The organism is Nocardia sp. NPDC051787 (assembly GCF_040681325.1).
GTDB lineage: Bacteria > Actinomycetota > Actinomycetes > Mycobacteriales > Mycobacteriaceae > Nocardia.
Window position 1 is genome coordinate 76,402 of record NZ_JBFAYO010000030.1, and the last position, 12,490, is coordinate 88,891.

Annotated in this window: 11 protein-coding genes; 5 read left to right on the forward strand and 6 right to left on the reverse strand. The window is 67.7% G+C overall.

The window, feature by feature from the left end; genetic code table 11:
• Positions 1-8: 8 nt before the first annotated feature.
• Positions 9-1,820 (reverse strand): hypothetical protein, encoded by a 1,812-nt coding sequence (locus tag AB0M45_RS27010; protein WP_364334964.1) that lies wholly within the window; start codon positions 1,818-1,820, stop codon positions 9-11.
• On the reverse strand, positions 1,817-3,109 hold the full coding sequence (locus AB0M45_RS27015; RefSeq protein WP_364334967.1) for an ABC transporter substrate-binding protein: 1,293 nt from the start codon (positions 3,107-3,109) through the stop codon (positions 1,817-1,819). Before AB0M45_RS27015 ends, AB0M45_RS27010 begins: the two co-directional genes overlap by 4 nt.
• 234 nt (positions 3,110-3,343) lie before the next feature.
• Between AB0M45_RS27015 and AB0M45_RS27020 the strand changes: the two genes are divergently transcribed.
• Genes AB0M45_RS27020 through AB0M45_RS27040 form a run of 5 tightly spaced genes read left to right on the forward strand, consistent with a single transcriptional unit; the run spans position 3,344 to position 8,615 of the window.
• A complete protein-coding gene (locus tag AB0M45_RS27020; protein WP_364334970.1) occupies positions 3,344-4,690 on the forward strand; it encodes a cytochrome P450 in 1,347 nt (448 codons plus the stop codon).
• The gene (locus AB0M45_RS27025; protein ID WP_364334973.1) at positions 4,687-5,592 is read left to right on the forward strand and encodes an alpha/beta fold hydrolase; all 906 of its coding nucleotides are present in this window, start codon (positions 4,687-4,689) and stop codon (positions 5,590-5,592) included. Before AB0M45_RS27020 ends, AB0M45_RS27025 begins: the two co-directional genes overlap by 4 nt.
• On the forward strand, positions 5,576-6,433 hold the full coding sequence (locus AB0M45_RS27030; protein WP_364334975.1) for an SDR family NAD(P)-dependent oxidoreductase: 858 nt from the start codon (positions 5,576-5,578) through the stop codon (positions 6,431-6,433). Before AB0M45_RS27025 ends, AB0M45_RS27030 begins: the two co-directional genes overlap by 17 nt.
• Positions 6,430-7,947, forward strand: a complete 1,518-nt coding sequence (locus AB0M45_RS27035) for an NAD(P)/FAD-dependent oxidoreductase (protein ID WP_364334977.1) — start codon at positions 6,430-6,432, stop codon at positions 7,945-7,947. Before AB0M45_RS27030 ends, AB0M45_RS27035 begins: the two co-directional genes overlap by 4 nt.
• A 50-nt stretch (positions 7,948-7,997) precedes the next feature.
• The gene (locus AB0M45_RS27040; RefSeq protein ID WP_364334979.1) at positions 7,998-8,615 is read left to right on the forward strand and encodes a TetR/AcrR family transcriptional regulator; all 618 of its coding nucleotides are present in this window, start codon (positions 7,998-8,000) and stop codon (positions 8,613-8,615) included.
• A gap of 85 nt (positions 8,616-8,700) precedes the next feature.
• Here the strand turns inward: AB0M45_RS27040 and AB0M45_RS27045 are convergent, their stop codons facing one another.
• The 4 genes from AB0M45_RS27045 to AB0M45_RS27060 all read right to left on the reverse strand — a co-directional run bounded on the left by AB0M45_RS27045 (position 8,701) and on the right by AB0M45_RS27060 (position 12,232).
• Positions 8,701-9,465: a hypothetical protein gene (locus AB0M45_RS27045; protein ID WP_364334981.1), complete on the reverse strand. Its 765-nt coding sequence runs from the start codon at positions 9,463-9,465 to the stop codon at positions 8,701-8,703.
• A 159-nt stretch (positions 9,466-9,624) separates the two neighbouring features.
• Positions 9,625-10,524: an NAD-dependent protein deacetylase gene (locus AB0M45_RS27050; RefSeq protein ID WP_364334983.1), complete on the reverse strand. Its 900-nt coding sequence runs from the start codon at positions 10,522-10,524 to the stop codon at positions 9,625-9,627.
• Positions 10,525-10,583: 59 nt separating this feature from the next.
• Positions 10,584-11,246 (reverse strand): transcriptional repressor LexA, encoded by a 663-nt coding sequence (lexA, locus tag AB0M45_RS27055; protein WP_364334985.1) that lies wholly within the window; start codon positions 11,244-11,246, stop codon positions 10,584-10,586.
• Positions 11,243-12,232 carry a LysR family transcriptional regulator gene (locus tag AB0M45_RS27060; RefSeq protein WP_364334987.1) on the reverse strand — a complete coding sequence of 330 codons (990 nt, stop codon included), beginning with the start codon at positions 12,230-12,232 and terminating at the stop codon, positions 11,243-11,245. Before AB0M45_RS27060 ends, lexA begins: the two co-directional genes overlap by 4 nt.
• Positions 12,233-12,490: the final 258 nt, after the last annotated feature.

The window sequence follows — 12,490 nt, forward strand, 5'->3', positions numbered from 1 at the left end:
GGCCTGCCTCATCGCAGCACTCCTCCGGTCAGTCCCGGCACCAGCCAGCGCCGCCACGTCGCCAACACCAGCGCCACCGGCAACACCGCCGATACCAGCGATCCCGCGGCCAGTTGCGCGGCGTTCTCGTTGAACTGCCGCGCCTCGCCCCACAACAGCAGCGACCACGGGCTCGCACCCGCTCCACTGACCACGAGTCCGATGAAGAAGTCGTTCCACACCTGGACGAACTCCAGCACCGCCACCGCGCCCAGCGCGGGTCCCGACGAAGCGAGCACCCGCCGCGCGATCGTGCCCGAACTGGCCAGACCATGCAGAGCATCGGCGGCGGCGCTGCCCGGCGGTGCGAGCAAGGCGCCCCGCAGGACGAGGATCGCGATCGGCAATCCCGCTGCGGCGTGCACCAGGATCAACGGAATTCGCGTCCCGGACAGCTCGTTGGCCTCGATGAAACCGTCGAGCGGCCCGAGATAGAGCTGCGCCGGGATCACCGCGAGCACCACCAGACCCACCACGGCCAGCCGCGCCGCGGGCCCGTGCGGACGCAGCGCGGCCAACCGATAGGCGACCGGCGCCGCGGCGGTCACCACGACAACCGTGACGATCCCCGCCACCCATGCGGTGGTCAGCAGCGAGCGCCACAGTCCGTCGTCGTTCCATACCAGGCCGATCGCGGAGAAGCCGAACCCGTCGTGCCCGTGCACGCCGGTGTAGGCGAGCACGCCGATCGGAAACAACGCCAGCACCGAGACAACCGCGATGCCGGCCACCCGCACCGGGCCCATGCCGGGCCGTCCGGCGGTCGACATCTCCTGCACCGTGGGCCATCTCGTCCGTTGTCTGCGTACATCGATCTGCAGCAGCCACGCGACCGAGCCCACGAGCACCGCCAGCGGCAGCGCGTAGGCCGCCGCGGCGCCGGTATCGCCTCCGGCGGCCAGCCGCCACCAGTGCACGGTCGCGCTGTCCACCTGATACTCCAGTGCCCCGGGCACCCCGATCAGCACGACGTCGAAAATTCGCGCTGCCGCGACCCCGACTCCGAGCCCGACGATCAGCACCACCGGCCGCAGCAACTCGTACAACCGCACCACCAACGGCCTGCCGTCGTCGCCATACAGGAATCTTGCGCGCGCCGGATCGGCTTCGATCGCGTGGATTCCCGCCCGGAACAGCCCGGTGAGAAATCCCAGCCAGGTCCACAGGAACGCCGACGCCAGCATCGCCGCAAGCCACCACCGGTAGGCCCCGACATCCTCGATCCCCAACCATCGCCCGCCGTGGCCGAAGATCACGCGGAACGCCACACCCGACACGAACGCCGAGATCCCGAACGGCACGATCAGCGGCAACCACAGCCACCGCACCGCCCGACCCCACCAGGCGATCGCCATTGCCACGCCCAGCAACACGACCCCGAACGCCACCCACAGCAACGTGCGCAGGTAACCGTCCCGCCCCTCGGTGGTCATCGTGCCGCCCAGCAGCCACACCCCGCCGACCGTCCCTGGAATCGACAACAGCCACATGAGGATTCGCTTCCACCCGGCCAGCCGGCGGCGAAGCACCACGGGCAGCAGCGCACTCACCGCGACGAGCGCGCACGCGAGCACACCGACCGGACGCGCTCGCGTGGCGATGAACACCGTCCAGCCGGTCGGAACGACCAGCAGCGCCACCGTCAGCACCGTCATCGGCAGCCCCGCCGCCCAGCCGATCCAGCGCCGCGGCCTGCCGCCAGGTACCAGTGGCCCGCGCATGCGGCGCGTGGCCAGCTCGATGCGCAGTCCGTTGACTTCGAAGTCCGACGGCAGCGTCATCGGCGCCGCCGCTCGAAGGCGTCCAGCGCGGCGATCGCGCGATCGACGGATTCGGCCATCCGGCTCTGGGCGCCGTCCGCGACGGCGATCAGGAACTCCGTCAGCACCCGCCACAATCCTTCCCGCCCGCCTACCGCGCCGATCCGATCGGACAGGTCGAAGGCGCTGCGTGTGTTCAGCTCGCGTGCCAAAGGCGCGAGCAGCGGCGAATAGTCGGCCACGGTACGCAGATTCGGTGCGAGGAAACCGCCGTAGCGCTCGATCCACGGCAGCGGCGCATGCGCACCAGCCAGCTTCGCGACGAGTTCTTGCGCGCGGCCGCTCGCCTCCCGCGTCACCACCATCACATCACCGCCGACGATCTTCGGCCGCCCCGGCACGGACGTGACGGACGGGAAAGGCGCGACGCCGACCACGTCCTGGACCTTGCGTCCGGACGCCCGTACCCCGCTGCGCACGATCGGCTCGGCGAAATCCGGCGCGACGACCGCCGCGGCGCGGCGGTGCTCGAACACGTCCCGGATGGCGTCGGGGAACTGTCTGGTCAACGCGACACCGACACCGCCGGGAAAGGCATGGCGGTGTCCCCACAGCATCCCCAGGTGCCCGAGCGCCGCCCGCACCGCGGGGTTATCCCATTCGCGACCGGTTTTCGACGCCAATTCGTCGTAGAACCGGGGGGATTCGGCCAGCAGTGCGTTTTCGAAGAAGTCGGTCAGCACCCATCCGTCGGCGGCGGCCAGCGCGAGCAGCCGAATCGGCGACTGCGCCAGCACCTCCATCCGGTTCACCCAGTCCGAGATGGTCCAAGCGGCTGGATCGCCGAGACGGTAGGTGGCGAACTGCTGCCGGTCGAACCACACCAGTGACTTGTCGGCCGCCTTGAACGGCGCGCCGAAAGCTTTGCCGTCGTGGCGCAGCAAGTGTTGCCAGTGCTCGGCGTATCGTGTCCCGACGTCGTCGGCCCACACCGTCTCGGCGATCGGCTGCAGTTCGCGTTTCTGGGCGAGTTCGCGCACCCGGCCCGCCTGCGGCAGCATCACCACGTCCGGCGCGGACCGGCCTCCGGCGGTGAAGGCGGTGTCGGTGTTGTCGCCGAGGGGAATCACCTCGACGTCGAAGCCGAGGTGCAATTCATCCACCACGGCGTGGAAGGCCGCCAGTTCCGCCCCGCTCCAGGACACCCCGACCCGCACCGCATCCGCGCTGCCCAGCAGCAGGTCAGGCGCGCACGCGGCGGCAAGCGGGACGACCAGTCCCGCTTGCAGCACCGCTCTGCGCGTCCCCATCGACCCCCGATGTCATTGCGTGCCAATCGAACCCGATTATGCGTCACCGGCGGCGCATCGGTGGCGAGTTCATGATCTTCGCGGCCCATCGGGGCAGGATCGACCCTCGAAGCGGCCGATGTGCCGCGGTCCTGGAACGGGCGCACGCTCGGGGATAGTGGCCCTTGTCACTGTCGGTACGTGAGCGTACCGTAGCCCTGGTACACCGGAGTACCACGCTAGGGAGGTGGGCGCATGCCCGCTGTGAGACTGCCCGATGGTCCATCCACACCACCGATCGTGCAGAGCCTGGAAATACTGACCGGGCGCACCCGGACATGGCGGCGCATGCACGAGCGCTACGGCTCGGCGTTCACCATCCACCTGCCCAGGTTCGGCCGGTCGGTCGTACTCGCCGAGCCCGCCGAAATCAAGGCGTTGTTCACCGCAGGGACCGACGTCGCCGACAACATCGCCACCAATCTCGGCGAATTCCTCGGCCCGGGCTCGCTGTTCGCCCTCACCGGCGCCGAACACCGCAAGCAGCGCAAGTTGCTCACCCCACCCTTCCACGGTCGACGACTCACCGTGTACGAAGCGCTGGCCGAAGAGGAAGCGGTCCGCGAGATGGCATCGTGGCCCTCGGGGCGCGAATTCGGCACGATGGACTCGATGATGCGCATCACGCTGAACGTGATCCTGCGCGCGGTGTTCGGTGCCGAAGGCGCCGAATTCGAGCAGCTGCGCGAACTGCTGCCCAAACTGGTTGTCATCGGGTCGGCGCTGGCCGCGATTCCGGTACCGAAGGGAATGCTGGGCCGCTTCGGTCCCTGGTCCCGGTTCGAGGCCTACCGCCGCCGCTACGACCAGATCGTCGGCAGGCTCATCGACCGCGCCGCCGCCGACGAGCGCATCGCCGAACGCGACGACGTGCTGGCGATGATGCTGCAGTCCCGCTACGACGACGGCTCCGCCATGAGTCGCGGCGAGATCGCCGACGAACTGCTCACCCTGCTCACCGCCGGGCATGAGACCACAGCGACTACCCTGGCGTGGACGATCGAACGACTGCGCAGGCATCCGGACCTGCTGCGACGCTTGGTCGCCGAAACCGACGAGGGCGGTTCGCAACTGCGCGAAGCCACGCTGCTGGAAGTGCAGCGCGTCCGGCCGGTCATCGACCTCACGGGACGCACCGTCCGGGCGGACTCCATGCAGCTGGGGCGCTGGACCCTGCCGAAAGGACAGAACGTCGTGGTCAGCATCCGGCTGATGCACGACAACGAGGACCTGTTCCCGGACGCACGCCGCTTCGACCCCGACCGATTCGTCGGTGTCCGGCCGGGCACGTTCAGCTGGATTCCGTTCGGCGGCGGCCACCGCCGCTGCATCGGCGCCGCATTCGCGACCATGGAGATGAACGTCGTCCTGCGCACCCTACTGCGCGACTTCACCCTGGAACCGACCGACGCGCGGGATGAACGAGTGCACTTCCGCGGCGTCGCACTGGTTCCCGCCAAGAAGGGCCGAGCCGTGGTGCATCGCCGCTCCCCGCGCCACACCGCGCCCGACCGCGATCGCGCCGCCGAGGTGACGGCATGACCGAGCGGTTCGCCGAAGTGGGCCGCGGGATCAGCTTGGCCTACGAGCAACTGGGTACCGGCGGCATCCCCCTCATGCTGGTCGCCGGGCTGGGTCAGCAATTCCACGACTGGCCCGATGGATTGTGCGAACTCTTGGTGGCGCGCGGCTATCACGTCATTCGATTCGACAACCGCGATGCGGGGCGCTCGACGCACGCGGGTTTCCCACCACCGGCCCCGGTCGACTACCTCCGTCGCCGCTGGCATCGCGACCAGTACATCCTCGCCGACCTCGCAGCGGACACCGTCGGCCTGCTCGACGCGCTCGAGCTGCCGTCCGCGCACCTGGTCGGCATGTCGATGGGCGGGATGATCGCCCAGACCGTCGCCGCCCGCCATCACGCCCGCGTCGACACGCTGACCTCCATCATGTCCACCACCGGCGCCGCCAGGGTTGGACGCCCAGCGTGGTCGACCTGGCGATTGATGTTCAGCCGACCAGCACGCGACCGCACCGAACACATCGAACGGGCCGTGCGCATGTACCGGCACATCTCCTCGGCCGGATACCCGTTCGACGAGTCCACCGTGCGCACGGCGGCGGCCATCACCTGGGATCGTGACCCCGCTCCAGCCGCGGCTGTCGGCCGTCAGCTCGCCGCGATCCTGAAGTCCGGCGACCGGACCGGAGAACTGCGGGCCGTCACCGCGCCGACGCTGGTCCTGCACGGTGATCGCGACCTGATGGTCGCCCCGACCGGCGCTGCCGCTACCGCTCGGGCCATTCCGGGCGCCCGCCTGCACACCCTGCGCGGAATGGGCCACGACCTGCCCGCCGCCGTCTGGCCGGCACTCGTCGACCTCATCCACGACCACATCCGCACCGCCGAACCCAGGAGCATCGATGCCCCGCACCTCTAGGCCGCTTTCCGGCCACCCGGTCATGATCACCGGCGCGGCCTCCGGGATCGGCCGCAGTCTCGCCCAGTTGCTGTCGGGCAAGGGCTCACCCGTCGCGATCGCCGATATCGACGAAGCCGGACTGAAGGAGACCGCGGCGTTGCTGACCGGACCGATACTCACCCGCGTCCTCGACGTGCGGGATGCCGCCGACCAGCGCGCCTTCGCCGACGAGGTCCGCGACTGGCTGCCCGCGCCGCTGGCCGCGGTGTTCAACAACGCCGGTGTCGCCGTCTCCTCATCGGTGCTCGACGCGGTCCCCGAGGACGACGAATGGCTGCGGCAGATCAACTTCGACGGCGTCGTCAACGGCACGCGAGCGTTCCTACCCATCCTCGTCGAACAGGATCACGGTGTCATCGTCAACACCTCGAGCGTGTTCGGACTGCTCGGCATGCCCAATCAAAGCGCATACTGCGCAGCGAAATTCGCGGTCAGAGGGTTCACCGACGCCCTGCGCCAGGAACTGCGCGGGACCGGGGTGTCCGCGGTGAACGTCCATCCCGGCGGCATCAGGACCAACATCGCGCGCAATGCCCGGGTCCACAAGGACCCCGAAGGCCGTGGACGCACCCACGAGCAGATGGCGGCCGAATTCGAGGCCGCGACCCTCACCACCCCGGAGAAAACGGCCGAAATCATCTGCCGCGGAGTCGAACACGGCAAGTCCAGGATCCTGGTCGGCCCGGACGCCTACCTGTTCGACATCCTGGCGCGGGTGGCGCCCACCCGCTACTACAGCGTGGTCGCACTGCTGGAACGCCTACTGCGTACCCGTGGCACGGCAGGAGCACAGTCATGAACCAACACGTCGATGTCCTGATCGTCGGCGCCGGACTGTCCGGCATCGGAGCCGCGCACCACATCCAGGCGGCGTTCCCCGACCGCACCTACGCCATCCTCGAGGCACGCGACGTCATCGGCGGCACCTGGGACCTGTTCCGCTATCCGGGTGTGCGTTCGGACTCCGACATGCACACCCTCGGTTACCGATTCCGCCCCTGGACCCAGGCCAAGGCCATCGCTGACGGGCCGTCGATCCTGCGGTACATCCGCGACACCGCCGCCGACGCCGGTATCGATCGGTTCATCCGCTTCGGTCACCGCGTGGTCGGGGCATCCTGGTCCACCACCGAGTCGCGCTGGACGGTGCGGGCCGAACACGACGGCGCCACCCGCGTCTTCACCTGCGACTTCCTGTTCATGTGCAGCGGCTACTACCGCTACGACGAGGGTTACACACCCGAATTCGCCGGAGTCGGCGATTTCCGCGGGCGGCTGGTGCATCCACAGCAGTGGCCCGCCGACCTGGATTACGCGGGCAAGCGGGTGGTCGTCATCGGCAGCGGCGCCACCGCGGTCACCTTGGTACCGGCCATGGCCCGGACGGCCGCACAGGTGACCATGCTGCAACGGTCGCCAACCTACATCCTGCCCGTACCCTCCGAAGACACGGTGGCGAACCGGCTGCGGCGACTGCTCGGACCGCGCCGCGCCTACACCCTCGTCCGCTGGAAGAACGTGCTGGTCAGCACCCTGATCTACCAGTTCAGCCAGCGGAAGCCACAGCAGATGCGGAAATTCCTGCGCGGCCTGACCGTGAAACAACTGCCCGACGGCTACGACGTGGACACCCACTTCAAACCGACCTACCAGCCGTGGGATCAGCGACTGTGCCTGATACCGGACGGGGATCTGTTCCGAACGATACGCGACGGACGCGCCACGGTGGTCACCGACCGCATCGACCGATTCACCGCAACCGGGCTGCGCCTGGAATCCGGGCGCGAACTCGACGCCGACATCGTGGTCACCGCCACCGGTCTGCAACTGCTCGCGCTCGGCGGGACGCGGCTCACGGTCGACGGCCAGGAAGTCGCACTGCCAGACACCATGGCCTACAAGGGAATGATGCTCAGCGGCGTACCCAACTTCGCGTTCACCATCGGCTACACCAACGCGTCCTGGACGCTGAAAGCCGATCTGGTCAGCGAATTCGTCTGCCGTCTGCTGCGGCACATGGACGCGGGCGGCTACCACCAGACCACCCCCTGGCCGGATCCGGCCGTGTCCCCCACGCCGCTGCTGGATTTCCAGGCCGGGTATGTGCTGCGGGCCATCGACGGATTCCCCAAAGCGGGCTCCCGGGCTCCGTGGCGGTTGGGTATGAGTTACGGCCACGACGTGATCACGTTGCGATACGGCCGCATCGACGACGGCACGATCCAGTTCACCCGGCGCAGCGCACGGCCCGACGATGGCGAATCCACCGGGACCGTCGGACCGGGTCACGGCTCCGAACAGGTCACGGCGTGACACCGCAGGCGACACGCGGACAGCCGAAAGGAGTAACTAACCTGATTCTCGTGACACATGTCGAGCACCTGCCCCGCACCACCGCCGACAACGGCTCGCAATCGGGGTTTCGCCGCCGCCTCCTCGACGGCATGGCCGTCGCGGTGCGCGAACGTGGCTATCAGGACTCGACCGTCGCCGACGTGGTGCGGCACGCCCGCACCTCGCGCCGCACCTTCTACGAACATTTCACCAGCAAACAGGACTGCTTCATCGCCCTGCTGAGTGAGCGGAACAAGGAGACGATCCAGCAGATCGACGCAGCGGTCGACCCGCACGTGCCGTGGCGCACGCAAGTACGCCAAGCCATCGAGGCATGGATCCGCACCGCGCAGGATGACCCCTCGATCACGCTCAGCTGGATCCGGGTCGTCCCCGCCCTCGGCGAGGACGCACGCCAGTTGCAGCGCGAGGTGGCCGAGGCGTTCATCGCACTGATCCAGAAGCTCACCGACACACCGGAATTCGCGGCCGCCGGACTGCGGCCACCATCCCGGCAGGTGGCGACGATCCTGTTCGGCGGCTTCCGGGAACTCATCGCGACAACCGTGGAGGACGGCGACGACATCGCCGGCATCGTCGACGTGGCGGTCGAATCCGCGATCGCGCTCGTCGGGCCGCACGTCTAGTTGCCAAAGCCCCCTCCGACGTGGCCGCCCTTGCCTGCAATGGCACCGACTGCGGCTGCCGCCGGCAGCACGGCGGCGGCGACGGTTATGGAATTCCGGCGGCTTCGAGTTGGTTCAGGATTTCCGACACTCGTGTGTGAATCTCCCTCATGCTGGCGACAAGCGGCACATCGTCATTTGTGTCAGGAACATCGACGACGACGGTTGCCTCGAGTCGGTTGTTGTATGTCAGCTGGGACTGTGTCACGCCAGGGTGAAGCCTCAAAAGGAAATGCTTGAACACGGCACCCGGCACAAGTTCGTGGACTGCTAGACCGGGGATATCCACGACTTCATAGTCATCCGATGGCGCGAAGATCAGCTCGGTCCTGAAGTAGTTGGTGACCAGCACTTGGCGGTGCTTGTCCCGGTTGACGAGTCTGCAGAGAAGGCCCAGCGGATGGCGTGTCGGCCTAGGATCGTTATAAGGCTGATGACGGAGAATTATGGCTGTAGTCGTGGCGTCAAATATCTCCTCCACGTGTATCTCCCTGCCCTTGCTGTTCGTACGGCTCAGCAAGGTCGGGAAATGCTCGGCGTGCGGATAGACGGAGTGGTCGAGCGCGGCCCTCAGATTGGTCAGTGCATCACCTGCAACGAGCGCCCAGTCGTCGGGCACCTCGGAAACACTTACCGCCGCTACTTCGCAGTCGATCTCGTCTTCGCATTCGGCGCTCGAGGAAAGGTAAACACGAACTTCGACCGGGTTCGCTTCCTGGTATTCCGAGATCATGCGTTCGAGGTCGCTAATGTGGTGCCCTGCGCGGGCAAGCTTCTGCCGCGCGCTTGCGATGCCGGTAACACCGTTCATACTTTCGAGCGTACCGATAGGGATGTGGCCTGCCCAGCAAATAACGACAACGACCATTCTCGACTGCGCAAGTGCAGTGCGACCTCTTCTGTTGCAACGACCAGAGCCGGCGTATAAGAAAAGTTTTCACCCGGCACCGGTAAGTCGCGTATTCGACTATCACGGGGTGTGGGCGGTTTCCAGCCTGTGAGTGCCCGGAACCGGGGCGCGGGCTTCACCGAGGCGCCCGGCGAGAGCGGGCAGGACGTCCGAGCATCCCGCGTCGAGCGTAAGTGCGGCCAGCTCGTCGCCGCGAGTGCGGCCGCGATTGACGATGACGACCGGACGCCCGTGCTTGACCGCATGGCGGACGAAACGCAACCCGGACATCACCGTCAACGACGACCCGGCGACCAGCAGCGCATCCGCCGCGTCGACGAGCTCGTAGGCCGCGGCGACCCGCTCCTTCGGCACGTTCTCCCCGAAGTACACGATATCCGGCTTGAGCATGCCGCCGCAGTGTTCGCAGTCCACCATCCGGAAGCTCTCGGTATCGGTGACCACCGCGTCGGCGTCAGGTGCGACCTCGAGACCGTTGGTCGCCGCCGCCTCGGCGAAGCCCGGATTGGCCGCCTCCAGCCGGTCGGCCAGCGCCATCCTGGAGACCAACGCCGTGCAGCTCAGGCAGCGCACCCGCGCATAGGTGCCGTGCAGGTCGATCACCCGCCGATGACCGGCCTTGGTGTGCAATAGGTCCACGTTCTGCGTGATCAGCCCCGTGACCACACCCATCCGCTCCAACCGCGCCAGCGCGCGATGCCCCGGATTGGGACGCGAACCGTCCATCCGCCGCCACCCGACGTGGTTGCGCGCCCAGTACCGCTGCCGGAACGCCGCATCACCGACGAACTGCTGATAGGTCATCGGGTTCCGCGGCGGCGACGAGGGACTGCGATAGTCCGGTATCCCGCTGTCGGTCGAGATCCCCGCACCGGTCAGCGCGACCGCCCGGCGCCCGCCGAGCAACTCCACCAGCCGCTCGAACCCGGCGCCGGAATCTGCCCGCGCGAAATCCGACATGCCGTTCAGAGTACGGCGGACGCCACCGGGGCACCTCTCCCGCCGCCCATTCGGGCAGGTCAGACGCGCCGCATCACCGAAACGACCTTCCCGAGCACGACCGCCTCATCACCGTCGATCACCTCGTAGGCCGGGTTGCGCGGCTCCAAGTACACATGCCCGTTGCGCCGCCGGTACACCTTCACCGTCGCCTCCCCGTCGATCATCGCCGCGACGATCTCCCCGGAATGCGCCTCGTGCTGTTTGCGGACCACCACGATATCGCCGTCGCAGATGGCCGCATCGATCATCGAATCACCGCGCACCCGCAGCCCGAACACCGTGCCGCGTCCGACCAGCTCGCGTGGCAACGTCATCACGTCGTCGGTGTGCTCCTCGGCCAGGATCGGCGCGCCCGCCGCGATGTCGCCGACCACCGGCACCGCCACCGAATCCTCCGCCGTCTCCCGCCGCGCCAGGCCGGGCACGAACATCCGCACGTCGATCGGGCGCGAGACGGACCGGCTTCTGCGCAGAAACCCGCGCTCCTCCAGGCTTTTCAGGTGCTTGGACACCGACGACGCCGACCGCAAGCCCACCGCGTCGCCGATCTCCCGCGTACTCGGCGGATACCCGTACCGGACCACCCAATCCCGAATCGTGGCGAGAATCCGCTGCTGTCGCGGCGGCAACGTCGAGGTGTCGAGATGCTCGAACGCGTCGAGCTGGTCGTATCCGGTCACCCGGGGAATGGTAGAGGTGAGGACCGACCATCCGCGCCGCACGGCACGGCGAACAGCGCCCGATCGGGTTCGGGAACCCAGCAGGAGGTCGCGATGTCCCGGTTGTACTTGTCGGCCACGTGCTCGATCAAGTGCGGCAAGCCCGGATGCCGATTATCCGCCTCCCACAGCAGTGCCAGCGGATACGCCGGAGTGGGATCCATGATCATCAGCCGCCGCACGTTCGGATGCCATGGCGTCGGTCCGCCGTCTCCGGTGAAGGTCATCAGCGACGACGAGTCCGCGATGCGTTCGACGATCTGCGCCAAACCCTCCAACCGGCCTGTCGTGTCGATCGGAATCCCGCTGAAAGCGCTGAAGTCCCGATAGAAGTCCGCCCACTCCGATGGCACGGCCGCGCCCGGCACCCACACCGGATGCCCGGCGATCTCGCCCAACGCGATCGTGGAGCGGCCCGCGAACGGGTGATCCTTGCCGACGAGCAGATGCAGCGGCTCCAGATACGCGGGGGCGGCGACGATGTCGGCAGGCAGCCGCACTGGCCCGCCGTGAGCGCGGGCCAATGCCGCGTCCACGTGCCCGCCGCGCAGCGCCTCGCGCGAGGTCGTGATGACGTTCGAGATGACGATCTCGGTGTCGGAGTGCGGATGGCGAGCGAGGTAGAACTCCATCAGCTCGGTCGCGGCCGTGCGTTTACCGAGTACCGCGACCCGCAACGGCCGTGTCTCCTCCCGCACCGCGCGTACCGCGGCGTCGGCGCCCGCCAGCAGCGCTCGCGCGTGCGGCAGCAATCGGGCGCCCGCGCCGGTCGCCACGCTGCTGCCGTGCCCTCGCTCGAAAAGCGCTGCGCCCAGCTGCGACTCGAGCTTCGCGATGCGTTTGGACACGGCTTGCTGGCTGATGCCGAGCACGGCGGCGGCGTGCCCGAACTGCTCTTCCTCCACCACTGCGACGAACGCACGCAGGGCCGCCATATCGAGATCCATCCGCCGCTCCATTCGACAACTATCAGTTGTGGAGTTGCCATCTCCCTCCGAGGCAGGCCGCTGACGATCCACGCCCGGGCCACTCAAAATACAACCGCAATTCGGGCAACCCGCAACGGGAGCGGCCCATCCGCCGGTCCGACACTCTCGACCTCGCCACACAACTGAGGAGCCGGAAAGCTTTCGGACAGCGAGTTTTTGGTTTCCTCAAGCTGCCTTGTTCCGTTCGAACCATTCGGACTCTACCTCGTTCGGTGT